Here is a 25,466-nt window from a genome sequence, read left to right as displayed (position 1 = left end):
TATCAAATTTTGATATTCACGATATGATAGAAATTTACCCGTGATCACTGTCTGTAATCACGACGCGTGTAAATCTTTCCGTTTATCCTCACAAATTTAAATCATACTGAATAGCTTCAGTATTGGAGTGATTGATGACAATCTCACTTAATGGCCAGTGGTTGCTTGCGTGTATTCAACGTCCTGCAATTCAAGACCTTCATATTGATTTGCCGGGTGATGTTCATTCGGCATTATATGCAGCCGAAGAGATCCCTGATCCATATTGGGCAACCAATGAAAAAAAAGTTCAGTGGGTCGGTGAGTGCGACTGGATTGTCAGCCGCCACTTTGAATTAACGGCCGAACAAATGACGTGTAATGCCATGGACTTGGTATTAAATCAGCTTGATACGGTAGCTGAGATTCGCATTAATGGTCATACCGTTGCTGATTTTACAAATATGTTCATGCGCCATAAGGTGGATGTATTAAGCTGTTTGCAAGTCGGTACTAACCGTATTGAAATTGTGCTACATCGTGCGGATTTAGAAGCTAAAAGTCGTGCAGATAAACTACCATTCCCAGTACCGTGGGCAGAAGGGAATAATCAAATTCCATTCATGAATACGTTGCGTAAACCTCAATTTCACAGTGGTTGGGATTGGAGTATTTGTTTATCTGTATTGGGTGTTTATGGCGATATTGTACTGCAGCCGATTGAGCATGTACGCATTAGCCATTTAGCAACCAAGCAGAAATGGCACCAACAAGAGTGTGAGTTAGCGGTCACTTTACATTATGAAGTTGTCTCTGAAAAAGGACTGGCTAATGCGTCGGTTACTTTTGATGGACAAACCTTTTGTCTAACGCTTGATCGTGAAGCAACCAAAGCCAGTGTTATTTTCCGTATTGATAATCCCCGTCATTGGTGGCCTGCAGGCTACGGTAAGCAACGGTTATATAAATTAGCTTTAGAAGCTGATGGGGTTGCTATTACCAAGCAAATTGGCTTACGCAAGTTAGAATTAGTTACTGAAGATGATGATCACGGCCAAAGTATGGTGGTGATGGTCAATGATGTGCCGATTTCAGCTCGTGGTGCAAATTGGATCCCTCTGGATGCGATGCCTGCGCGAATGAGTGAACAGCGTTACCGTAGTTTATTAACTGATGCCGCAGCGGCCAACATGAACATGCTTCGAGTGTGGGGCGGTGGCATGTATGAAAAAGACATTTTTTATAATATCTGTGATGAATTGGGGCTGCTTGTTTGGCAAGATTTGATGTTTGCTAATGCGCTGTACCCATCAACCCCTGATTTTATTGCAGAAGTTGAACAAGAAGTTGAATATCAAGTTCGACGTTTAAAAGATCATCCAAGTTTAGCGTTGTGGTGCGGTGATAATGAAGTGTTAGGGGCGATTAATCGTGATCCTGAATCGCGTCAATATCGTGAGAAGCATCTGCTTAATTATGATCGTCTCAATCGTACCTTAGCTGAGGTGGTTGAACGTGAAGATCCATCACGTCGTTTTTGGGCGAGTTCACCATGTAATGGTGAATTAGATATTATCGATACATGGCACCATGATCCTCTACGGGGTGACATGCACTGTTGGGATGTGTGGGATAGCGGTAAAGAGTTTGATACTTATTTGCAAGTAACGCCACGTTTTTGCTCGGAATTTGGATTTCAATCTTGGCCATCATTGCCAACGGTAAAGAGTTTCTTACCTGAGCAAGATTGGAATATAAGCTCGCCAAGTTTTGAAAATCATCAGAAAAGTAGCCATGGTAATTCGGTTATTACCGAGATGTTTACCCGCTATTTCCGGTTTCCAAATGGTTTTGTCAATATGCTGTATTTATCGCAAGTGCAACAGGCATTGGCGGTGAAAACAGCGGCTGAATATTGGCGTACTCAAAAACCGATTAACCGTGGAATGTTGTTTTGGCAATTAAATGATTGCTGGCCTGTGAGCTCATGGTCATCATTAGAATACAGCGGCCGTTGGAAACAATTGCATTACCATGCGCGGCGCTTCTTTGCGCCGCAAATCGCCACGTTTACTCGTGATCAACAAGGGCTTAAATTACACCTCGTTAATGATGGCCGTAAAAATACCGAGTTAAAAGGCGAAGTGGTATGGCAAAGTTGGGAAGGGGAAATTCTTTATCGTGAGCCCATTTCTCAATATTTAGAAGCCGACTCAACCAAAGTGGTATGGGAATGGCTAAATGAAGATTTAGACGGCCATGAACAAGACGGTTTTTTCCATGTACATTTACATAGTGGCCAACAATTAATTGAAAACACGTGGTTTCCAGCGCGGCCTAAATACTGTGAGTTAGCTTGTCCTGATTTACGGTTTGAAGTTGCAGAGCACAATAATGATATCGTGGTAATGCTAAGTAGCAGTAAGCCCGCTTTCTTTGTGCATTTGGAATTTGAGGGTGAAGGTCGATTTGAAGACTCCAGTTTCACTCTGGTACCGGAACACCAGCGTCAAATTAAATACATTGGCTCAGCAAGCTATGATGAAGTGGCGCAAGGGTTACGTGTCTACCATCTAAAACAAAGTTATTAGTCACAGTGAAATTACCCCTGCCTGTTATTGAATAGCATTAACAAGCAGGGGTACTTTTAGAATGTTTTGATCATTTTAATTTCGCAGCCACCATGGCCGGTGTTACCCATTCGTTGCGGTATTTCAACAAAGCCTAGAGATAGATATAAATCTACCGCTTCTTTAAGCACTGCAGTTGTTTCTAGATAACAGCCTTTATAGCCTTGTTGACGTGCAAATTTTAATGCTTGTACAGCTATTTTTCTTGCAAATCCCTTTCCTCGCAGTTCTGGTAAGAAATACATTTTCTGCAATTCACACCAACCATCTTGACCTGCAAGTGCCGCTATACCGCCACCACCTAAAATATGATGGTCTTTTTCTATAACCCAATAATGGTTCATCTCGGGCTGGTATATTTCTGCCATATTATCGAGGGTTGGATCACTAAAACCATAGCCTTTATCACTTGTAAGACCATATTCCATTGATACGTTACGAATAATTGTTGCAATGGCAGCGTTATCTAATGGCGTAATACTACGAACATTATACTGTTGTTGTTGTTCTGTCGCTGTGATTGCACGAGAGTAACGATGTAAACTTTTCGCTAAACACTGTATTTCATCATCATCAAGTTGTTCTAAAATCTGCTGGCTATTGAGATTAAGTTGATGATGTAGTTGTTGTAGTACTTGCTGCCCTGTTGTTGTTAGTTGTGATAATTGGCTACGACGATCGGTTGGATGAGAGATCGTGGTGATTAAATCTTGATTCAGTAGCATCGCGAGATTACGACTGGCATTTGATTTATCAACTTTTAAAAGTATCGCCATTTGATTAACGCTACATGGACCTTGTTCTAGTTCAATTAAGGTATGAGCTTGCACTGGGGTTAATGCAAAGGTACCACATTGGTTATTAAGCATGCCTAGTTGGCGTACTAAGTGTCGAGAAAGTTGGCGTAATTGTTGAGGTTGCATAACATATCCTTGTTGTTGTTAACCGCAACTAAATAATAGTTGCGGTTAACAACAAAAACAGTGATAAGGATCTTATTATGATATTAATGATGCAAACACACCATCATTGACATTAATTGCTGAGGCGCATTTTGATGATGCTGCTTTTTTTGCCATACTCGTTCGTGCAGATAATAAGCCAAGGTATTGATTGTTGGCTCGATCATTGCCATGGTGCTACCAATAAGAATATCTCCCGTTAATAAATACACCACTGTAAAAGCGACACTAAAATGCAATATAGCGAAACTGATTGTCTTTTTACTTGGAGAAGCATATTGGGTTTGAATGAGCTTTTTAGTTTGCCATACTTTTTCGTGGAAGTAGAAGGCAACGGTATTAACCATGGGTTCTATTAAAGCAATCAGGCCACCGATCAAAAGATTGCCCGTTAATAGGAATGCCACACTAAAAGCAACGGTAAAATGGATAATGGCAAAACTGAGGGTCTTTTTCATAAGGTCAATCTCATTAATTTGATGTAATGAGTATTACAAACCTATTTCAATAGGTAAATTTGGTATTTTATATATCACCAATAGATAAAAGCTATCATTTGCCCGTATTTCTAAGCGAGCCGTGTTTTTAAAATGAAGGGGGAATTGTGCAGTTGAGGGAAATAAAAAAACCGACGTCAAAGCGTCGGTTTTTTATTTAGTAAGTAAACAATAACTTATAGCGCAGCAATCGTTGCTTTTTGCTCAGTCAGTTTAACCAGTGTTTCTTCGTAACCCGCTAGCTTTTCACGCTCTTTAGTGATCACGATTTCAGGCGCTTTAGCAACAAAACCTTCGTTGCTTAGCTTGCCAGAAGTGCGTTTGATTTCGCCTTCCATTTTCGCGATTTCTTTATCTAAACGTGCTAGTTCAGCGTCTTTATCGATCAGACCCGCCATTGGGATCATCAATTCAGATTTACCCACAAGTGCTGTTGCACAAGCTGGGGTTGCTTCACCGTCAGCCAATACTTTCACTTCTTCTAGTTTTGCTAGAGATTTCAGTACAGTAAGGTTGGCTTCAACGCGTGTTGCATCAGCAGCATCAGCGACTTTTAGCATGACTGATAATGGCTTGCTTGGCGCGATATCATATTCAGCACGTAGGTTACGAATACTCGTGATAAACGCTTTAACAAACTCAATGTCAGTGATTGCTGCTTGATCAAATTGCGCTTCATCAAACTGAGGCAATGCCTGGTTCATGATAGTTTCACCTTCAACACCGTCAACCAGCGGCTTAACGCTCTGCCAGATTGATTCAGTGATGTAAGGAAGAACTGGGTGCGCAAGACGTAATGTCTTCTCAAGTACTGTGATTAGCGTATGACGCGTTGCACGTTGTTGTGCTTCAGTGCCTTTCCATAGAACAGGTTTTGTTAGCTCTAAGTACCAGTCACAGAATTGGTTCCAGATGAACTCATAAAGTACACCTGCTGCCATGTCGAGACGGAAGTTATCAATATGGGTATTGAATTCTTTTGCCGCTAGTTGGAATTGTGATTCAATCCACTTATCAGCAACTGAGTATTCAAGCTCGCTACCTGCTGCGAAACCACAATCTTGATCTTCTGTGTTCATCAGTACGTAACGGCTTGCGTTCCATAGCTTGTTACAGAAGTTACGGTAACCTTCAAGACGCTTCATGTCCCAGTTGATGTCACGGCCAGTAGAGGCCATAGCAGCAAGAGTGAAACGTAGCGCATCGGTACCGTATGGTTCAATACCTGTTTCAAATGTCTTACGAGTGGCTTTTTCAATCTTTGCTGCAAGTTGTGGTTGCATCATGTTGCCACAACGCTTCTCTACTAGAGACTCAAGATCAATACCGTCGATCATGTCGATAGGGTCGATTACGTTACCCTTAGACTTAGACATTTTATCGCCGTTTTCGTCACGGATAAGACCGGTTACGTAAACAGTTTTAAATGGTACTTGTGCTTTGCCGTCTTCATCTTTACAGAAGTGCATGGTCATCATGATCATACGTGCAACCCAGAAGAAGATGATATCAAAACCAGTTACCAACACATCAGATGGGTGGAAGGTTTGAAGATCAGCGGTGTTTTCTGGCCAGCCCTGAGTACCAAATGTCCATAGTGCTGAAGAGAACCATGTATCAAGTACGTCGTTGTCTTGGTTTAGTACCACAACTGGAGCAAGGTTATGTTTTTCACGTACTTCAGCTTCGTTACGACCAACATAAACATTACCGTCGTTATCGTACCAAGCTGGAATACGGTGACCCCACCACAACTGACGTGAAATACACCAATCTTGAATGTCACGCATCCATGAGTAGTACATGTTTTCGTACTGCTTAGGAACAAATTGGATATCGCCATTTTCAACGGCTTTAATCGCAGGTTCCGCTAATGGTGCTGCGCGAACATACCATTGTGCTGTTAGCATTGGTTCAATAACCACGCCACCACGATCGCCATAAGGAATGGTTAGATCATGATCTTTAATTTCTTCTAACAGGCCGAGCTCGTCAAATTCAGCAACGATAGCTTTACGGGCTGCAAAACGCTCCATACCTTGGTATTTCGCAGGGATTTCAGTGCTGTAAACATCACTTTCTTCGCCGTTAGTGGTGAAGACTTCAGCCGCATCACGAATATCAGCATTAAAGGTTAGGATGTTGATCATCGGTAGGCTATGACGCTTGCCTACTTCGTAGTCGTTGAAATCGTGTGCTGGGGTGATTTTTACACAACCCGTACCTTTATCCATGTCCGCATGCTCATCACCTAAAATAGGGATGCGACGGCCAACGATAGGTAGAATGATTTCTTTGCCGATCAGATCTTTATAACGTGGATCTTCAGGGTTTACCGCAACACCTGTATCACCCAGCATGGTTTCTGGACGGGTTGTTGCTACCACAATGTAGCCTTTACCATCTGCTGTTTGTACGCCATCAGCAAGTGGGTAACGGAAGTGCCACATGTGACCTTTAACATCTTTGTTTTCAACTTCGATGTCAGAGATTGCTGTGTGTAGTTTTGGATCCCAGTTAACCAGACGCTTACCACGGTAAAGTAGATCTTCTTGGTAAAGGCGAACGAAAACTTCTTGAACTGCATTTGATAGACCATCATCCATCGTGAAGCGCTCACGATCCCAGTCTACAGATGCGCCAAGGCGACGAAGCTGTTTGGTGATAGTGCCACCAGATTCGTTTTTCCATTCCCAGATCTTATCGATGAAAGCATCACGACCGTAGTCATGTTTAGTTTTGCCTTCTTCAGCAGCGATCTTACGCTCCACAACCATTTGGGTAGCAATACCTGCGTGGTCAGTACCAACCTGCCATAGGGTGTTTTTACCTTTCATACGCTCACAACGGATCAGGGTATCCATAATGGTATCCTGGAACGCGTGGCCCATGTGTAGGCTGCCTGTGACGTTTGGTGGCGGGATCATAATGCTGTAAGCATCTTTAGATGTATCACCATGAGGCTTAAAGTAACCAGCCTCTTCCCAGCGCTGATAAAGCGCTTGTTCAATTGATTGTGGGTTGTATGTCTTTTCCATAGCGCTCTTAGAAGGATTCTATGTGGAATTAAGGCGTCTCAGTAACAGCATTGGCAGTCGTAATTTGAATGCCAGCAAGGCGATAAGCCTTGTAACGCTCGCGCGCTTGCTGTTTGAGCGTTTCATCGCAAGGGACAAAGTCTACCACTTGTGCAAAGCTAACCGCAAAATTTGCGACAATTTCGGCTAAATTAATTAATACTGCGCGGTGTCCGCTATAACGTAAACCGGGCCAACCAATCTCAACCGGCGATCCGCCTCTTGGTCCTTCTCCAAGTAAATTGTGAGGGATAAAGTTATCGGGATCTTGTTGCCATAGATATTCATCTATTTGTTCTGCTTGTTGTTTATCTGCTGCAAGTAAGTAAACACGTAATCCTTGACGGTAACTCATGGCTGCGCAACGACAAGCAAAATGCCACTGAAAATCACTATTAGCGCCATCTTGCTTATCATCTAATATATAAAACGTAGCATGAGTCATAAATTAATGTCCTAAAAGAAAAGGGCCAATGGCCCTTTTCTGAATGTCTTATTCGACAATCTCTTGGCCTGCTCGATTGAGAAGGAATTGGACCAACAATGGCACAGGACGTCCAGTTGAGCCTTTTGCAGCACCGCCTTTCCAAGCTGTGCCTGCAATATCAAGGTGAGCCCAGTTGTATTTCTTGGTAAAACGCGACAAGAAACAACCCGCCGTAATGGTACCAGCACCTGGTGAGCCTAAGTTCGCCATATCTGCAAATGGACTGGCAATTTGCTCTTGGTACTCATCACTCATCGGTAGACGCCAAGCACGATCGCCTGCTTGTTCTGAGGCATTAATTAACTCATGCGCTAATGGATTATGGTTACCCATTAAGCCACTAATATGATGACCAAGCGCCACCACACATGCGCCCGTTAATGTGGCTACATCAACCACACATTCAGGCTCAAAACGCTCAACGTAAGTTAATGCATCACATAATACCAATCGACCTTCGGCATCGGTATTTAGCACTTCAACCGTCTGACCTGACATGGTGGTTAAAATATCACCGGGGCGATAAGCGTTACCACCGGGCATATTTTCACAACCCGCCAGTACACCAACAACATTAATCGGTAGATTCAGTTTTGCCAGTGCTTTCATGGTACCAAATACAGATGCAGCACCACACATGTCGTACTTCATCTCATCCATTTGTGCGCCAGGTTTGATAGAAATACCACCTGAATCAAAAGTTAAACCTTTACCCACAAGAACAATGGGTTTGGTTTCAGGATCAGGATGGCCTTTGTATTCAATAACTGACATCATGGCTTCGTTTTTAGAGCCTTGACCAACAGCAAGGTATGATGTCATACCTAAAGTTGCCATTTCTTGTTCACCAATAATTTTGGTACTTACTGTTTCAAAATCATCAGCTAAACGACGTGCCTGTGAGGCTAAATAAGCAGGATTGGCAACGTTAGGTGGCATATTACCAAGGTCTTTACTGGCTTTAACACCCGATGAAATAGCAAGACCATGTGCAATCGCACGTTCGCCCAAAGAAAGCTCACGGCGAGTGGGTACATTAAAAACTAACTTGCGTAGTGGACGGCGCGTCTCTGGCTTGTTACTTTTAAACTGGTTAAAGGTATAAAGGCTATCTTTAGTCGTTTCTACTGCTTGACGTACTTTCCAGTAGGTATCGCGACCTTTAACATGTAGCTCGGTTAGGAAACATACCGCTTCCATTGAGCCAGTTTCATTTAAGGTGCTAATGGTTTTCTTGATGATTTGTTTGTATTGGCGTTCGTCAAGTTCACGCTCTTTACCACAACCAACAAGTAGTACTCGTTCTGACAATACGTTGGGAACATGGTGTAATAACAACATCTGTCCTGGTTTACCTTCAAGGTCACCACGACGTAATAATGAGCTAATATAGCCATCACTAATTTTGTCTAGCTGTTCCGCGATTGGAGAGAGGCGACGTGGTTCAAATACGCCCACGACAATACACGCACTGCGCTGTTTTTCGGGGCTACCGCTTTTGACACTGAACTCCATGCGTACTCCTAACATCCTATAAAGACAATTAACGCTAAATGTTAGATAATACCACACTTGCTTGCTCTGCCGAGATTTCGGTATAGGCTTAAAGCGCGGACTTACATTCAGCCGAAAGATAAAAAAATAACTAATTTAACCAAAAACTATAGTGATTCCATCAAAAAAACAAGTTTTCTATGGGAATATAACGCGTGATTATTGTTAGGTATTTGACGAGAGAGACAGTAAAAAGCCAATTAGCAGTACTTTTTGTGCTTTTTCTTGTCTTTATTAGCCAAAAGTTCATTCGCATTTTAGCACAAGCGACGGATGGTTCGATTCCGAGCGATCTGATTGTGACTTTAATGGGGCTTTCTATTCCGGCAATGGCATTGCTGATGTTACCACTGAGTTTATATATTGGTATTTTACTTACATTTGGCCGTTTGTACGCTGAAAGTGAAATTACCGTAATGAGCGCCACTGGCATGGGAAATAAATTTCTTATTCGTGCCGCATTAGCTTTAGCTTTAATTACCGGCTCGATAGCCACCGCCAATGCATTATGGGTTGCGCCGTGGGCTCAAAATAAAATTGAACAGATTACCGATCAAGCTAAGGCTGATCCGGGTTTAAATATGCTGGTCAAAGGAACATTCCAAATGGCACCTAATGGCTCAGGGGTGGTATTTGTTAATGACATTACCGATAAAGGTTCCAAATTACATAAAGTGTTTATTGCCCAATTAAAAGCGCAAGATTCATTACAACCGAGTGTAATGGTGGCTGATCGTGGTTTTGTCACCGAACAAGCTGACGGTCGTCAAATGTTAGACTTACAGCAAGGTACCCGTTATGAAGGTGTGCCTACTAAACTTAATTATGCCATTACACAGTTTGATAATTACCAAGCGTTAATTGGTCAGCGTAAAGTGAAACAAGGCTCTCGTGATTGGGAAGCGAAAACGACCGCTGAGTTATTAAAAGATCCAAGTTTAGCGGCAACTGCTGAATTGCAATGGCGATTATCGTTAATTTTATGTATTCCACTATTAGTTATGATTGTGGTGCCATTATCTGCGGTAAACCCTCGTCAGGGACGTTTTGCTAAATTAGCGCCTGCGGTATTAATTTATTTAGCGTATTTCTTAGCAATATCATCGGCAAAATCTGCGATTGAAGATGGTTTTATTCCTGGTTGGATGGGAATGTGGCCGATTAATATTGGCGCGTTATTGATCGCAATCGCTTTAAATAGCTGGGATAGTTTACCGATTCGACGCCTCAAAGATAAATTACGGAGACGTGGTTAATGTTTAAAATTCTCGACTGGTATATTGGCCGAACTATTATTGCAACATCGGCATTAACCTTATCAACTCTCGTTGGACTCTCTGCCATCATTAAATATGTTGAGCAGCTACGTAAAGTCGGTCAAGGTAGTTATGATTTACTGAAAGCATTGTATTTTGTGTTGTTATCCATGCCACAAGATATCGTAACATTTTTCCCGATGGCGGTATTACTTGGCGCTTTGATTGGTCTAGGTATGTTGGCATCAAGCTCTGAGCTGGTGGTGATGCAAGCGGCAGGCTTTTCTAAGTTAGATATTGGTTTATCAACCTTAAAAACCGCAGTACCGTTAATGATCATTGTGACGTTACTTGGGCAATGGGGCGCACCGCAAGCGCAAAAGTCAGCGCGTGAGTTGCGAGCTTTATGGATCAGTGGCGGTAGTATGCTATCGGTTCAAAGTGGTGTGTGGGCAAAAGATGATAATGATTTTATTTATCTTGGCCGTGTGCATGATAAAAACCAAATCGATGTGGTCAATATTTGGCAATTTAATAACCAAGATAAACTGTTGGATGTGTTATCTGCAAAAACGGCAACTTATGACGTGAAGCTTGGCTGGACGATGCATAATGTGACGGTAACGGATATGACTAACAAGGCGCAGATTACCAATACTCATTATGATACTAAGAAATGGGATACAACATTAACCCCTGATAAGTTAGCGGTGGTTACGGTAAAACCAGAAGAGCTATCACTGTCTGGGTTATATGATTATGTGGGTTATTTAAAAGAATCTAAGCAAGATGCAATGCGTTATGAACTCGCCTTTTGGCGTAAAGCACTGCAACCTGTCTCCATTGGAGTAATGATGTTGCTAGCATTGTCATTTGTCTTTGGGCCGTTACGCTCGGTGACGATGGGAGCGCGCGTGTTATCTGGGGTTATCTTTGGATTTGCATTTTATATTTCCAATGAAGTCTTTGGCCCGATGAGCTTAGTCTATAACTTACCCCCTGTTATTGGTGCTCTTGCGCCTAGTCTGGTGTTTTTAGCTATTACGATTTATTTACTTCGACGTAAATTATAGTGATTAAAAAAGGAGCCTAAGGGCTCCTTTTTTATGACTGATTTTTATTAAGACTGATGATGTATTAGTGCACTTTTTCAGTTACGACCATTTCACATTCCGCCATAATATCTTGCATTGAACGGCGCTTATTATTAAAGGCAAGTAAGTTACCTAAACCAAATGCTGATGTTGCAATACGAATAAAAGCTTGAGTAATTTTAATATGAGAACCATCTTCATTTTGAAGTTTTAGTTTCCATGCTCGCATTCCCAATGTTTGTCCTGCTTGAGTCCAAAAGTAGCTATAAAAACCAATAATAACGATAGCAAGGTAAGCGCTATATAACATGCTTGCTGTAGGATTCGACATCAAATAAGCACTGGCATCTTGGTAGTCACCTAAAGTGAGCACACCCACCGCGAGTAAAGTGGCAACAATGGCCATTGCCAGTGCGCCTGCAACCATTAAAATAGCAGTGACGATAAGCGTATCGTAGAACCAAGCCCCTAAACGACGTAATAAACTAGGATATTGGTGTGAAACGGTAGTTTGTAGCTGTTTCTTTTTCTGCATGATGGTTCCAGTATCAATAATGGTTGGGCAAGTCCTTGTTGTCGGCAGTGTAGCAGTAAATTAAATGCGAATGAATGTACAAAATTGCTACAAAATATATTAATACTTATATTGATTTCGGTCTGATTATCATCAATAAATTAATATTGGATCAAAAAACCAACGCTTAACATTTAATATAGTAAATTGTATGGATTAACGCTTGCGCATCAATACGATATACGTATAATAGCCGCCATAAGCCCGAGTGGTGAAATTGGTATACACGACGGATTCAAAATCCGTTTCCTTCGGGAGTGACGGTTCAAGTCCGTCCTCGGGCACCAAATTTCAGAGAAAAGCCTTAATCGTAAGATTGAGGCTTTTTTTTTGCCTCATGGTTATTCCAACTTTCTTAAGTTCGCTTTTCACCTTGTCATCAATCAAAGGAAAGCGGGTTTAAGTCCCCCTTGTTATTTTTTACCATTAGTTATATTTGGTAATCACTATAGTGATAGCTTATCAAAAGCCTCAACTTGATGTTGAGGCTAAATGTCAGTGATCTTTGTTGTTAAAACACAGTATAGGGAATGATGACTTGTAAGCGGACATCAGTTTCATCTTTACCGACTGTCGCTGATTTAACTTCATCACGAGTTAACCATGTAGTGTGTAGCTGTACCACACTGCCTTTTAATGTGCTTTGCTGTAAGGTGTATCCAATCGTACCGTTGACCGCGGCTTCACTGCTATAGCCGACTTTAGTTTGATCCATTCCTGAGCCATATCCTACACCCATGTAGTAATTCCAGCCATTGCCTGCATTAAACGATAAGCGGTTATACAATGATGTTTCACCTGATTGGTTCCAATCAGATAATGCATCCCAAAATTGCGACCAGCTACCATTATTCATCGCGTAGGTATAGATGGTACGTGGCACAATCTCAATGTCGTTATGGCTATTAGCGTACCTTAACTGTGATAACCAGCCCCAGCGGCCTTGATTAATATTTAGAGATAAACCACTCATATATCCTAAGCCGTTATATTTAACTTTATCCTTAACACCATAAAAATCAGCGGCTAATATTATTTGGCTATTAACAATATACTGGGTATAGAATTTATAAGATATTGGATTAACACTACGATTACTGTCGCTATAATGCACATCCATAGCTTGGCCTATACCAAGGTTGTAGCTAAAGTTACCGAATTGATTCGCATAGCCTATTGAATGCAAGTAATTCCATTTAGTGTTTGCCCAGCCAATATAATCATCTTCACTCAGTAACCAAGGCGCAGTGTATTTATCAGCCCAAAAATAGGTTAACTTGCCACTACCAATATAGGCGTTAACTTCTAAACCGCGATAAGTACCTGGAACAAATGACCAGACGTTACCCACAGTACCATTACCCGTTGATTGAATTAAGCCGACTTTACCCTTAAAAATATCGTGGTATTGAAATTTAACCGCAGCAGTATAAAGCTTGAAATGTGGGCCATCACCTGCGCCCCAATCTTGGTTATTTGATAATGAGATCTCATTTGATAAATATTCATCATTATCATTTTGAAGACTATTGTTATAGATATCTCCTGCTAAATAACCAGCAACATCGACGCCTATAAATTGATTGTAATAGCCTGAATTAAAATCAACGATAGCGTTATAAGATGAATAATTTAATCGACTATGAAAATCAGAGTTAGGGTGAGTATTATTGCTACGAACACGAGTATCACTGATGAGTTTTGTATTAAGTGATGAGCCGTTAATAAAGCCATTTTGAGGTGTGGTGTTAGCAATTGCTAACGGGGAAAGTGTTACTGCTCCAATGATAGCGATGGAGAGTAATGTTTTTTGCGTAGCCAAGCATTTCTTCATATAAGATCTCATTATTATTGTTATTTTTTAATTAGTGACTATCAATTGCTAGCTTTTTATTGACACTAATAATGCGAGTCGTTGAAACCTAAATCTATATTGAAGAATGGAATTTTATGTTGTTGTTTTTAATGGCTAATAATGTTTTTTTTGTGACGTATATTTACTGTTGTTGGCTGGTGGGCGGTCAGTTTATTAACAAATCCTTTTGCGCAAGACTTGTTAAAAAATTTTAGCTAGCGATAATGCGATATTATAAACAGGTATATTCCTAGTTACTGGTAAATGTAGGTGTAATGAAGATTCCTCCACGATTACAACCCCTAGTTGAAGATGGTCTTATTGATGACGTTTTATCTCAACTGATGAGCGGTAAAGAAGCCTCTGTGTATGTTGTTCGCAGTGGTGGCAAAATTTGTTGTGCTAAAGTCTATAAAGAAATTGACCAACGCAGCTTTAAGAAAGCGGTAACTTACCGTGAGGGGCGTAAGGTACGTAATAGTCGTCGTGCTCGCGCGATGGAAAAAGGCTCAAAGTTTGGTAGAGATGAGCAAGAAAAAGTATGGCAACAAGCTGAAGTTGATGCTTTGTCTTTATTACTAAAAGCGGATGTACGCGCACCTATTCCTTACGGTTGTTTTGACGGTGTGTTGTTAATGGAATTGATCACTGATGCCGATGGTGCTGTTGCGCCTCGCTTAAATGATATTACGCTAACGAAAGAACAAGCTTTACGCGATCATGCGGTGATGATTAATTACATCACCCGTATGTTATGTATTGGTATTATTCACGGTGATTTATCTGAATTTAATGTGCTTGTTGATGGTCAAGGTCCTGTGATTATCGATTTACCTCAAGCCGTAGATGCTTCAGCAAATAATAATGCGAAATGGATGCTTGAGCGTGATGTAAATAATATGGCGCATTATTATGGCCAATACGCACCTGAATTACTTGAAACGCAATATGCGAAAGAAATGTGGGCATTGTTTCAGGCTGGCACTCTCAATCCTGATACTGAATTAACGGGTGTATTTATTGAAAGTGAAATGGATGCTGATATTGATGGCTTAATGGCTGAAATTAATGCTGTGATGGCAGAGGCTGAGTTACGCCGAGCTCGATTGATGGATACCAATGAAGAAGAATGTGAGTAATCACTATCTTTGTTTACTGTTTAATATTGTTATTAAAAAAGCTTCAATTAACGATTGAAGCTTTTTTATGGCTGCTATTTAGGAAATGAGTAACTTGCAATCACCGCTTTAGCTTGGCCGTTACTATTAACAGCGGCGATACCAATGCCGAGTGCTTTAAAATGCACGGGTTGAAACTGATCACCATAATTTGTCATAAATTGGGTCAGTTTATGCGGATCAGATTGTGCTAATAAGGTGATATGTGGTTCAAAATTAGTAAATACATTTGGACTGCCATAGCGCTGAAATGCAGCTGATTTTTCAGGATAGTGGCTTACCCATGTCGGAATTTTTGGATCCATGGTTCGAAGTGGGGCCGCCATTATTGCTGCGGTATCGGCTAATCGTTGTAACTCAGGTGTATTGTTAACATCCAGCATTAACCAATTTCCTTTTGTCCGTTGAATATGATCCAGCGTTAAATCAAAACGGTGCCATTGGTTTGCCAGTTGTTGCGCTTGTTGTTTGAGTGAGTTGAGATTATTAGTTGGGTATTCAGTTAAATAAAGCGTGATATGTGGCAGAAAGCCTTGGCTATAAAGTGATGCTAATTGCTGTTGTTTAAGTTGGTTACTGATGGTCGATACGGTTTTATCAACGGTATGATTAGGAATGAGAAACAAGTTATAGCTAATAGTGTTTGATGGCTGTGGTACTGAGGGGTTAGCAATAACGGCAGGGCTAATACAGATACATACTAAGGCTAACAGATGTTTTTTAAACATTTCAATGTTCTGCTTTAAAGTCAGTGATATGACACTTTATACCTTTTTGGCGTGCATTTTTGTTAGAGTGATAACAAAATAATCAAAAAAGGCATGCTCAAAGCATGCCTTAATAATCGTCGTATCAATAATCGATATTATTGTTTGATCACTTTTACTTTGTAAACACCATCAACGTTGTAAACACCGTGAATGTCAGTTTCAAAGCCTGGGAAGTGATTACCAATTTCACATAGCATTTCAAGGAAATCTAATACTGGGCGAGATTGCTCTGTTACCATTTCACCAGGAAGTACTACAGGCACACCTGGAGGATAAGGTAAGATCATATTGGCACTGATTTCGTTTACCATTTCAGATAATGGTATTTCACGCACTTCACCACGTAACTCTTGTTGCCATGCAGCATGTGGTGTCATCTTCATTTCTGGTAGCACATCAAATGCTTTGTACATTAGCTCTGGTAATTGGTATTTCACTGTTAGATCGTGAATACTTTGAGCCAGATCTTGGACACGCATATTAGCGTAGAATTGAGGATCTTCTTTAAATAGTGATGGTAAGAATGACTTGATGGTCATATTACGATCATAACCACGTTTAAACTCAGTAAGTGCACGCAATAGTTGCATTGCTTTTGGCTTATCTATACCGATAGAGAACAAGAATAATAGGCTGTATGGACCCGTTTTTTCTACGACAATACCGTGTTGATCAAGGAACTTAGCTACGATAGACGCTGGAATACCTGATGTTAACAGCTCACCATCTTCGTTCATTCCCGGTGTTAGTAGGGTGATCTTGATTGGATCAAGGAACATATGATCTTCATCGATATTCTTGAAGCCATGCCATTTTTCATTGGGCTTTAGGTTCCAACATTCAGTGGTATCGATGTTCTCAGGTTGCCATACATCAAAGAACCACCCGTCACATTCTGAGCGTAGTTTTTTGATTTCTTTACGGAAACGAATTGCGCGATCAATAGAATCTTGAATTAAACGACGACCAGCGTTGCCGTGCATCATTGCTGCAGAAATTTCAGCTGACGCCACAATACCGTATTGTGGTGAGGTTGAAGTATGCATCATAAAGGCTTCGTTGAAAGATTCTTCTTCTAATTGGCCTTTTACATGGATCATTGATGCTTGTGAGAATGCCGCTAATAATTTATGGGTTGATTGGGTTTCATAGAACACTTTACCCGGCATTGCTTCACCACTCATACCACACTTACCTTCGTAAATAGGGTTAAAGTTAGTGTAAGGCACCCAAGCACTGTCAAAGTGAATGAACTTAGTATCCAATGATTCTTTGATAAATTGGGTGTTATAGAACAAACCGTCATAAGTTGAGTTTGTAATAACCGCATAGCCAGGTTTAGTTGCACCAGGAGTGTTAGCCACTTTTTCAGCAATCACTTCACGGCTAAATTCACTCTTAGGAATACCACCTAAAATACCGTAAGCATTACGTGTAGGACGGAAATAAATTGGCACAACATCGGTCATCATCATCATATGAGTTAATGATTTATGACAGTTACGGTCAATCAGTACTGTGCTACCTGCTGGTGCTGAGAACATACCAACAATTTTATTCGCTGTTGAAGTACCGTTAGTCACAATGTAAGAACGATCAGCGTTAAACGTACGTGCAATATATTCTTCAGCTTCTTTGTGAGGACCTGAGTGATCTAACAATGAGCCAAGTTCAGGCATTGAGATTGAAATATCTGCTTTAAATGTATTTGCACCGTAGAAATCGTAGAAAATACTACCTACAGGGCTTTTATTAAATGCTGTACCTGACATGTGACCCGGAGTACAGAACGTATATTTAGCTTCATCAACGTAGTTAAATAATGCTTTGGTTAACGGCGGTAGAATACTGTCTTTGTAGTCTTCTGTTGCTTGCTCAATTTTATGCGCAATATCAGAAGCACTACCAAGGCAATATTCAAAGAAGTAAATATTTAAGCGAAGATCTGCTAAGTTAATATCGAGTGTTGAATGCTCGTTAGCAAAGGCATATAGCGGTAGTTTTTCGTTAATTTGATTAATTTGTTGGCATAAGTCTAATGAGTAAGTATCCCAGTCAAAAATCACACCACTGATACGTGGGTTCATTTCAAGTAGCTTCATTAAATCTTTATCATCAACAGGATAAACGACTTTATAACCGCGAGTAGCTAGTGCTTGTTCTAATTCTTGTACTGGGTATTTTTTGAAGAATACGCCTAAATTATTTAATATTGCAATGGTATTCATTTTGAATATCTCCAGGGTAAGCAAAGGCGCACCACTCCAATTAGGGAGGTGTAATTGTGCGCCTTGATAATATTATGAGGTTCGATATTTAGTGAGATTGTGCGACTTTATTCGCCTGTTCTTGTTGTTCTAGTTGTAAGTGTTGACGGAAGCCAAGCTTACGAGCGTAGAACATGAAGATGGCTAGTGAAACAACGAAAGTTGCAGCTAATGCAGATGGATCGGCACCAATAAGGGCGATAAAGCAGAAGATACATGCGACACCTGCAAATAACATCACAAACACATTGCGCGTTGTCATACCTTCATAACGAATTAAGTTAACCGCTGAGTAGAAGTAAGGCAGCATAGTTAATAGCACAGCATCTGACGTTAAAATATCAAATAGGTTAGATGCATGGCTGTCACTTGAGCTAAATAGCGTGATAACAATCATAAGAATTGTCATCATGATAGACGCAAGAACTAAGCCTTTTTTAGCAACGCCATTTTTATCAGTTTCACCAAAAACAGCGGGGAAGTTACCGTCACGAGCTGCACGTTTGCCAGCCTCACCGACCAACATCATCCAAGAACCTAGAGATGTAAAGCACGCTAAAGCGGTAAATGCTGCAACAAATGGCGCGGTCCAAGCACCGAAGATTGCTGTCGTAGCGAGTGCAAATGGCGCACCAGAAGCTGCAACTTCAGAGGCTGGGAACATACCAGCAATAACTTGGGTTGATAGAATATAGATAACACCGGCAATAATCGTACCGAGTAAGGTTGCTAGTGGTACGGTTTTCTTCGGGTTTTTTACCATACCAGAAGATACCGCTGCTGATTCAACACCCACAAATGACCATAGAGTTATCAATACAGCACTGACTATCGCATGAGAGTTTGAGCTGTGTGATGTATTCCAGTTTTGCATGTAAGTCGTTGCATCAAAATGCCCCCAACCTACAACAGCAGTACCAACGATAGGAACAAGAATAAGGACTAAACCCAGTGTACATAAGCGGCTTACCCATGAACCACCAAGCAGGTTAATAATGGTGAAAATCCATACTGAAGCAATAGTCGCGATAGCTGCTGGAATAGTGTTATTCAAAATTGGGAAGAACACAGAAAGGTATGATACCCCAGTGATTGCAATCGCAAGGTTACCAATCCAGTTAGCATGGTAATAAAGCACACCTGTTTGAAAACCAAAGGCAGGAGAAACTTCACCAGCGTATGCAATTGGGCCACCTTCTTGTGGGTTATTCGTTGCTAAGCGAGCGTAAACAAAAGCTAATGATAACGCGCCAATTAAACAAATAATCCAGCTATAAATAGATATAGAACCTACTTTTGCTAATGTCGAGGGTAACAGAGCAATACCACTACCCATCATGTTACCGGCTACAACACCAGTACAGGCTATTAAGCCTATTTTTTTTGACGTATCGGATGACATGCAACAATCTCCAAAAAATATAATTATATTTCAAGTGGTTAAACATATTTAACGGCAGAGATAATACTGGTTGATTGCTATAGTTATTATCAATGACGAGTAATTGCGAATTAATCTACAGCAGATAGAAAAGTTAATTAAATAACCTTCTACTCAAAGATTGAAAAATAATAATTTTGGTTTTTTTTAACTTATTTTATTTTTGTTTCCTTGTTAATCAGTAACTTAAAAGTGGTGTGAAAAAATAATTTATTTATCAATTAAATAAAGGTCGCTTCATAATTCATATAAGGATTGAGTTATCATTAATATAAGCCTTTAACGAATGTCATCATGACTTAAAAAGTATCACCATAAGAGCAACGCAATAAGAAAATAGAGACACTAAAATGACGTCTTCAATCGATTATTCTTGGTCGCTGAATTGCGTGTCATATTGATTAAAAGACGATATAGAGGTGTTAACTTTAATGTGGCGGTGTGGATTCAGAAGCGTTTATTTGTGATATAAAAACCAATTTCTCACAGAGCTGCTGAGTTTCTTGCGAGGGATCTAAATATAAAGCCATACTATAGTATTCGTTAGCTTGTTTTTGTTTATGTGTTAGTTGGCTTATTTTTCCTAATAAAATATAACGTAATGCTGTATTTTGTTTAGATTGCAATGCCGCAAGTGATAGATAATGTTCAGAAGCAATTAGATCGCCTTGATAAAGATTATTTAGTGCTAACGCATCATATATTTCACTAGAGATAAATTGAGAAGGGTTGGTAATACTTTTTTCTAATTCTTTGCCATAATTCATTAACGTAGGCATGGATGTTATTTTATTATTGATAGTTAGCATAATTGAATAAGCAAGGTATCGCTTTGCTAATAAATAGCTATTATTAGGGGCATCTTTAATAAGTTCATTTATGCTTTTAATGTAACTTATATTTGCGTCACCATTATTATTTATAGCATTGGGCAGCGCCAGATAGCCATATAACGTATTAGCATTCGTTAAGTTAAGTCTATTGTTGGTATTTTTATGATTATAATTTAATGACTGTATTAATTCATTGAGTAGTTTATCAATTACGATATAAGCATTATTACGATCGATATGAATATTTTTTTGTAACATGATTGTTTTTGAAATGTTGTTAAATAATTCAATGTGCAGTTGGTGTTGTTGATTTATATATAAAGAGAGAGTTTTACCCGCAGTAGGTTGAGCACTAAAACTGCTGATATAGTTTGTTGAGGCAAATAGTGAATCTTTTATTATGTTTGCGATTGAATTCAATTGATTTGTCGGTGATTGCGGAGGGGATTCAATATGAATTAAGCGCGGATTTAATACAGCGATAGGAAGAATAACCTTTTCGTTGCTCCAGCTTATAAAAATTATAGTTATCAAAAGCATAGTTAAAATGCAGAAATCAAAGAACCAATGATTCCATTTGATAGTATTTGAATGAGTTACTGTGATCGATGGGGCGTCTTTTGACGTTTCATTAAACGCACGTGTCATTGGCCCTGCGGGAAATGATGCTTGTATTGAAGTATCATTGGTATGTTCATGTGAAGAATGAAATTCCTCTAACTTAAAGCCTGTATTGGGATCGACATATATTTGTTGTACGTCGATATCAAGTTTATAACCTCGTTTAGGGATGGTTATAATCCAATGGTCTTCATCCATTTTTTTTAGTGTTTTTCGTAATTCAAAAATAGATTGTGTTACTACTTGCTCACTAACAACAGCACCATCCCAAACATTTTCAATTAATTCATCTCGTGTGAATACAATACCTTGATGCTGGGATAAAAAAGCTAATAGCTTAGTTATTCTAGGTTCGAGAATATAATTTTTTCCTGATTTATATAAACAATTTTCTGTTGTAATTAATAACCAGTTATTAATTTTATAATTTACCCAAGCCATTTGGTTTTAATTCTATTAATTATTATGATGAGATTAATTCTATATTATTTGCTTTTATATATAGATGGAATTTTTTATTCTAGCGTTAACTGTAATTTCATATTTCATTTATAACTGTAAATTTTAAATAATTATTCAAATTCCGATATTTTGTGAGGTTGATCACGTTTTTTATTCTGTGGTTATTTATTTTAAAGAAAGCCAGTAATTGAATTATAAATATGATTTTTTTAAATAAATATTCGATTACCTAGATTTTTTTATAAAACGATTAATAGAAGAAGGTAATATCATGTTAGACACTGAAGTTGATGAAAACAGGCTGATTGCTGAACGTCGCGCAAAACTTGATCATATTCGTAAATCAAGCAAAGCTAATGGTCACCCTAATACTTTTCGTCGCTTGAAATTAGCCCGTGATTTGATCTGTGAGTATGAAAATAAATCAAAGGAAGATTTAATTAATACCACTTATACAACAGCGGTTGCTGGCCGTATTATGGCTAAACGAGGCCCATTCCTTGTATTACAAGATGTCTCTGGACGAATTCAAGTTTATGCTGATAAGCAAGTCCAAGAACAATTAAAAGAACAATATCATGGACTAGATATTGGCGATATTATTGGCGTGAAAGGCCAGTTACACCGTTCAGATCGCGGTGAACTTTATGTCAATATGGATCAGTATGAATTACAGACTAAAGCATTACGTCCATTGCCTGAAAAATACCATGGCTTAACGGATCAAGAACAACGTTACCGTCAACGCTATGTTGATTTGATCATTAATGAAGAATCACGCAATACCATGATTATGCGTTCAAAAGTGGTTGCTGCGATTCGTCAATTCATGATTAAACAACAATTTATGGAAGTTGAAACACCCATGATGCACCCGATTGCTGGCGGTGCATCTGCTCGACCTTTTGTGACTCACCATAATGCGTTAGATATAGATATGTACCTTCGTATCGCGCCTGAGCTTTACTTGAAACGTTTAGTTGTTGGCGGTTTTGAACGTGTGTTTGAAATTAACCGTAATTTCCGTAATGAAGGCCTATCACCTCGTCATAATCCAGAATTTACCATGATGGAATTTTATATGGCGTATTCTGATTACAATGACTTAATTGATTTTACAGAAAGCTTATTAAGTACTATTGCAAAAGATCTTTGTGGCAATACTGCATTACCTTATGGTGAGCATGTTATTGAGTTTAATGGACCTTATACTCGAATGACGATGCTTGCTGCTATTCAACATTACACTCAAGATAATGCACGTATTCAAGCATTAACTTATGATGATGTTAAGAATCGTGAACTAATGGCAGATATCGCACGAGAAGTTGGTTTAACCGTTGAACCATTTTGGACTTGTGGTCAGTTATTAGAAGAAATCTTTGGTGAAACGGCTGAACCTCAGTTAATTCAACCGACTTTTATTACTGGCTACCCAGCTGACATTTCCCCATTAGCACGTCGCAGTAATGAAGATTCATTCCTAACTGATCGGTTTGAGTTTTTTGTTGGTGGTCGTGAAGTTGCGAATGGCTTCTCTGAACTTAATGATGCACAAGACCAAGATGCACGTTTTAAAGCCCAGATGGATGCTAAAGACGCTGGTGATGATGAAGCAATGCAGTATGACGAAGATTATATTCGAGCACTAGAATTTGGCTTACCGCCAACAGCAGGTGAAGGGATTGGTATTGATCGCTTAGTGATGTTATTTACTAACGCACATACGATTCGTGATGTGATTTTATTCCCATCAATGCGTCCTAATAACAATAATTAATGAATGAATAAAAGCAGCTTTACCACTGCTTTTATTTGATTATAAAAAAAGCCTCAAGATGAGGCTTTTTTCTTATGCTATTTTTCTATTAGTGACCATCGTGGCTATTGATACGGTGTTTGGTAACAAAACCAACCAATACACACATAACAAATACAGCAGCATAAAGCGCATTCGCGGTAACTAAAGCCGCATGTGTGCCATAGTTTTTAACGATAGGGCTTGTTACAACGAAAGTTAGCATTGTACCAACCGTGCCGCATAGCAGAATAAAGTTAACCAATTTTGGTGAGGATACTTTAGTTTGCTGTGAGCCTAAGGTAATAATAGTGGTGTAAATCGCACTACTGATAAAGCCAAGCGCTGAAATAATGTAGATAAGATTATGTGGATCTGTATCTTTATTAAATAGGTACATGAGTACTGTCGCTAAACCTGATAAAACGACAACAAAATAATGAAGGTCGAATTTTTTCAGTAATACACTGAAAATCCACATACCAATCATGTAAGCACCCCAGAAGTAACTTACCAATTGGCTTGCGCTACTAATAGATAGGCCTAGCTTTTGAGTTGCGTATTCAGGAATCCAAGAAATAAAGCCGAGTTGGCCTAAGATGTAACATAAAGCGGCAATCGCTAGAAATATTACAGCCACACCCCATTTTTCTTTAGGTTCATTTGTTGCAGCTTCTTGAGGTGCATCTTTACCTAGTACTGGGAATGTAGACATCAATGTTAGGATAAAAATAGCAAGGTAGATAATACCGATTGCAGCATATACCCAGTACCATTGCATGTGGTGTGCGAGTACGGCTGCTGAAATTACAGGGAAAATCATACCAGCCATACTGAAAAATGAATCAGTAAACAGTAAGCGAGAACCGCGTTCTTTGCCGTCGTAAATATGAGTGATTAAGTAAGTACCAATAGACATGGTAATACCACTGACAACACCTAATACAAACATACAGCCAGAGAAGATAGCAAGATTATGGCCAAAAATAAGACCAAGAATTGCTAACAGCATGAGAATGAAACCAAAAATGAGCTGGCGTTTAAGCGGCACAATTTCCATTAACCATACGTTAAGGAAGATAGAGATTAAAATACCGGTATTAAGAAAAGTGAACGTGTTACTCATGCTCGATATTGGTAAATCAAAATATTTGGCAATATCTCCCATAACGATACCGGTGACGATAATCAGAGATCCAGTAAGGGCATAGGATAAGAAGCTTATCCACGTCAGAAGGATGCGATTCTGGTTTGTCATAGAAAATCCTGTATAACTTTCAATTATAATTAAAGAGGCAAACGGAATGCCAATTAATGAAAGGGCTGAATCCTAACATAAGGACTAGCTTTGTTTGTGACACATGTCACCATTATATGACATAAGGGGATTTATCATACCTATAAGATATGAATAATCAGTATTTATAAGTCGAGTTTTTATTACTGATTGTTTTTATTGTTGTTCTTGTTGTGTGAATTTAAGTTTTTTTAACAATTTATTGCTGTTATTTATGTCTTGTTATTCTTAGTTGGTAAATATTTTGACATTTTTGTTCTGTTTATACTATATGGCTATCTTTTAGTATAAATAGGTAATCTTTTACCGCTCTACTAGCTGCATAAAAAAGCCTGTTAATGATGGCTTTTAGACCGTATTTGGAAAATTTGATTATAGTATGTACGAGGTCGCATTTTTTTTTATTTTTTTGAAAATTAACGCTTGCCAATGTGATCGAAGTCTCTATAATGCGACCTCACTGACACGGAGTAAGCCATTGGCTAACAACGAAATCAGTGTTGTTCTTTAACAATTTGACCATGCAATCTGTGTGGGCACTCGTTGAATAGTTAAGTCGAAAGATTTATCAATGAACTGAGTGACCAATACAAATAACTACGGTTATTTGGCACAGTCAATTCATTACCATTCTGTTGGAATGGTAATAGCTTTAAAATTACTAAGGTAGTTTTGAAGTCAGTATTCATTGAGCCGTCTCGAAAGAGACAACAAAACTTTAATTGAAGAGTTTGATCATGGCTCAGATTGAACGCTGGCGGCAGGCCTAACACATGCAAGTCGAGCGGTAACAGAAAGAAAGCTTGCTTTCTTTGCTGACGAGCGGCGGACGGG

General features: G+C 39.4%; 17 protein-coding genes, 1 tRNA gene and 1 rRNA gene. 7 read left to right on the top strand and 12 right to left on the bottom strand.

Going from position 1 to position 25,466, the window contains the following annotated elements; translation table 11 throughout:
• Positions 1-134 precede the first annotated feature (134 nt).
• The gene (locus tag CZ809_RS15890; RefSeq protein ID WP_080158550.1) at positions 135-2,570 is read left to right on the top strand and encodes a beta-mannosidase; all 2,436 of its coding nucleotides are present in this window, start codon (positions 135-137) and stop codon (positions 2,568-2,570) included.
• Positions 2,571-2,626: 56 nt separating this feature from the next.
• Here the strand turns inward: CZ809_RS15890 and CZ809_RS15885 are convergent, their stop codons facing one another.
• From CZ809_RS15885 to pepA, 5 genes are all read right to left on the bottom strand, one after another.
• A complete protein-coding gene (locus tag CZ809_RS15885) occupies positions 2,627-3,532 on the bottom strand; it encodes a bifunctional helix-turn-helix transcriptional regulator/GNAT family N-acetyltransferase (RefSeq protein ID WP_080158549.1) in 906 nt (301 codons plus the stop codon).
• An 83-nt stretch (positions 3,533-3,615) separates the two neighbouring features.
• Positions 3,616-4,029, bottom strand: a complete 414-nt coding sequence (locus tag CZ809_RS15880; RefSeq protein ID WP_080158548.1) for a DUF2061 domain-containing protein — start codon at positions 4,027-4,029, stop codon at positions 3,616-3,618.
• 215 nt (positions 4,030-4,244) lie between these two features.
• Positions 4,245-7,106: a valine--tRNA ligase gene (locus tag CZ809_RS15875; protein WP_080158547.1), complete on the bottom strand. Its 2,862-nt coding sequence runs from the start codon at positions 7,104-7,106 to the stop codon at positions 4,245-4,247.
• Between the two features lie 28 nt (positions 7,107-7,134).
• Complete coding sequence (locus CZ809_RS15870; protein ID WP_080158546.1) at positions 7,135-7,590, bottom strand: DNA polymerase III subunit chi; 456 nt, start codon at positions 7,588-7,590, stop codon at positions 7,135-7,137.
• Positions 7,591-7,638: 48 nt separating this feature from the next.
• The gene (gene pepA / locus CZ809_RS15865; protein WP_080158545.1) at positions 7,639-9,147 is read right to left on the bottom strand and encodes a leucyl aminopeptidase; all 1,509 of its coding nucleotides are present in this window, start codon (positions 9,145-9,147) and stop codon (positions 7,639-7,641) included.
• Between the two features lie 194 nt (positions 9,148-9,341).
• Here pepA and lptF point away from each other — a divergent pair, with 194 nt between their 5' ends.
• On the top strand, positions 9,342-10,442 hold the full coding sequence (gene lptF / locus CZ809_RS15860) for an LPS export ABC transporter permease LptF (protein ID WP_045036400.1): 1,101 nt from the start codon (positions 9,342-9,344) through the stop codon (positions 10,440-10,442).
• Complete coding sequence (gene lptG / locus CZ809_RS15855) at positions 10,442-11,515, top strand: LPS export ABC transporter permease LptG (protein WP_080158544.1); 1,074 nt, start codon at positions 10,442-10,444, stop codon at positions 11,513-11,515. The genes lptF and lptG overlap by 1 nt, the downstream gene beginning before the upstream one ends.
• A gap of 64 nt (positions 11,516-11,579) precedes the next feature.
• On the opposite strand, the gene CZ809_RS15850 is transcribed toward lptG, so the two are convergent.
• On the bottom strand, positions 11,580-12,071 hold the full coding sequence (locus CZ809_RS15850) for an RDD family protein (RefSeq protein WP_080158543.1): 492 nt from the start codon (positions 12,069-12,071) through the stop codon (positions 11,580-11,582).
• Between the two features lie 241 nt (positions 12,072-12,312).
• On the opposite strand from CZ809_RS15850, the gene CZ809_RS15845 reads away from it, so the two are divergent.
• A tRNA-Leu gene (locus tag CZ809_RS15845) sits at positions 12,313-12,397 on the top strand.
• A 224-nt stretch (positions 12,398-12,621) separates the two neighbouring features.
• Here the strand turns inward: CZ809_RS15845 and CZ809_RS15840 are convergent.
• Positions 12,622-13,944 (bottom strand): hypothetical protein, encoded by a 1,323-nt coding sequence (locus CZ809_RS15840; protein ID WP_080158542.1) that lies wholly within the window; start codon positions 13,942-13,944, stop codon positions 12,622-12,624.
• Between the two features lie 296 nt (positions 13,945-14,240).
• Between CZ809_RS15840 and CZ809_RS15835 the strand changes: the two genes are divergently transcribed.
• Positions 14,241-15,104 (top strand): PA4780 family RIO1-like protein kinase, encoded by an 864-nt coding sequence (locus CZ809_RS15835; protein WP_080158541.1) that lies wholly within the window; start codon positions 14,241-14,243, stop codon positions 15,102-15,104.
• Between the two features lie 74 nt (positions 15,105-15,178).
• On the opposite strand, the gene CZ809_RS15830 is transcribed toward CZ809_RS15835, so the two are convergent.
• The 4 genes from CZ809_RS15830 to CZ809_RS15815 form a co-directional block, all read right to left on the bottom strand.
• A complete protein-coding gene (locus tag CZ809_RS15830; protein ID WP_080158540.1) occupies positions 15,179-15,871 on the bottom strand; it encodes a 2'-5' RNA ligase family protein in 693 nt (230 codons plus the stop codon).
• A gap of 137 nt (positions 15,872-16,008) precedes the next feature.
• Positions 16,009-18,141: a lysine decarboxylase gene (gene cadA / locus CZ809_RS15825; protein ID WP_080158539.1), complete on the bottom strand. Its 2,133-nt coding sequence runs from the start codon at positions 18,139-18,141 to the stop codon at positions 16,009-16,011.
• An 88-nt stretch (positions 18,142-18,229) separates the two neighbouring features.
• Entirely contained in the window at positions 18,230-19,582 is a 1,353-nt protein-coding gene (gene cadB / locus CZ809_RS15820; RefSeq protein WP_080158538.1) for a cadaverine/lysine antiporter, read from the bottom strand.
• A 467-nt stretch (positions 19,583-20,049) separates the two neighbouring features.
• Complete coding sequence (locus tag CZ809_RS15815; RefSeq protein WP_080158537.1) at positions 20,050-21,516, bottom strand: winged helix-turn-helix domain-containing protein; 1,467 nt, start codon at positions 21,514-21,516, stop codon at positions 20,050-20,052.
• A gap of 292 nt (positions 21,517-21,808) precedes the next feature.
• Between CZ809_RS15815 and lysS the strand changes: the two genes are divergently transcribed.
• On the top strand, positions 21,809-23,317 hold the full coding sequence (lysS, locus tag CZ809_RS15810) for a lysine--tRNA ligase (RefSeq protein WP_080158536.1): 1,509 nt from the start codon (positions 21,809-21,811) through the stop codon (positions 23,315-23,317).
• Positions 23,318-23,405: 88 nt separating this feature from the next.
• Here the strand turns inward: lysS and tsgA are convergent, their stop codons facing one another.
• The gene (gene tsgA, locus CZ809_RS15805; RefSeq protein ID WP_080158535.1) at positions 23,406-24,593 is read right to left on the bottom strand and encodes an MFS transporter TsgA; all 1,188 of its coding nucleotides are present in this window, start codon (positions 24,591-24,593) and stop codon (positions 23,406-23,408) included.
• A 758-nt stretch (positions 24,594-25,351) separates the two neighbouring features.
• Between tsgA and CZ809_RS15800 the strand changes: the two genes are divergently transcribed.
• Positions 25,352-25,466 (top strand): 16S ribosomal RNA (locus tag CZ809_RS15800); the annotation flags it as partial.

Source organism: Photobacterium piscicola (assembly GCF_900166965.1).
Lineage (GTDB): Bacteria > Pseudomonadota > Gammaproteobacteria > Enterobacterales > Vibrionaceae > Photobacterium > Photobacterium piscicola.
Note: the sequence above shows the minus strand (reverse complement) of the source record. Positions and strands in the feature narration are given on the sequence as shown.

Bases quoted from the DNA above. Each gene is read 5' to 3' on its own strand.
- CZ809_RS15815 (WP_080158537.1), bottom strand. From the start codon at position 21,516: ATGGCTTGGGTAAATTATAAAATTAATAACTGGTTATTAATTACAACA.
- CZ809_RS15880 (WP_080158548.1), bottom strand. From the start codon at position 4,029: ATGAAAAAGACCCTCAGTTTTGCCATTATCCATTTTACCGTTGCTTTT.
- cadB (WP_080158538.1), bottom strand. From the start codon at position 19,582: ATGTCATCCGATACGTCAAAAAAAATAGGCTTAATAGCCTGTACTGGT.
- CZ809_RS15835 (WP_080158541.1), top strand. From the start codon at position 14,241: ATGAAGATTCCTCCACGATTACAACCCCTAGTTGAAGATGGTCTTATT.
- cadA (WP_080158539.1), bottom strand. From the start codon at position 18,141: ATGAATACCATTGCAATATTAAATAATTTAGGCGTATTCTTCAAAAAA.
- tsgA (WP_080158535.1), bottom strand. From the start codon at position 24,593: ATGACAAACCAGAATCGCATCCTTCTGACGTGGATAAGCTTCTTATCC.
- lptG (WP_080158544.1), top strand. From the start codon at position 10,442: ATGTTTAAAATTCTCGACTGGTATATTGGCCGAACTATTATTGCAACA.
- CZ809_RS15875 (WP_080158547.1), bottom strand. From the start codon at position 7,106: ATGGAAAAGACATACAACCCACAATCAATTGAACAAGCGCTTTATCAG.
- CZ809_RS15830 (WP_080158540.1), bottom strand. From the start codon at position 15,871: ATGTTTAAAAAACATCTGTTAGCCTTAGTATGTATCTGTATTAGCCCT.
- CZ809_RS15850 (WP_080158543.1), bottom strand. From the start codon at position 12,071: ATGCAGAAAAAGAAACAGCTACAAACTACCGTTTCACACCAATATCCT.
- pepA (WP_080158545.1), bottom strand. From the start codon at position 9,147: ATGGAGTTCAGTGTCAAAAGCGGTAGCCCCGAAAAACAGCGCAGTGCG.
- CZ809_RS15870 (WP_080158546.1), bottom strand. From the start codon at position 7,590: ATGACTCATGCTACGTTTTATATATTAGATGATAAGCAAGATGGCGCT.
- CZ809_RS15840 (WP_080158542.1), bottom strand. From the start codon at position 13,944: ATGAAGAAATGCTTGGCTACGCAAAAAACATTACTCTCCATCGCTATC.
- lysS (WP_080158536.1), top strand. From the start codon at position 21,809: ATGTTAGACACTGAAGTTGATGAAAACAGGCTGATTGCTGAACGTCGC.
- CZ809_RS15885 (WP_080158549.1), bottom strand. From the start codon at position 3,532: ATGCAACCTCAACAATTACGCCAACTTTCTCGACACTTAGTACGCCAA.
- CZ809_RS15890 (WP_080158550.1), top strand. From the start codon at position 135: ATGACAATCTCACTTAATGGCCAGTGGTTGCTTGCGTGTATTCAACGT.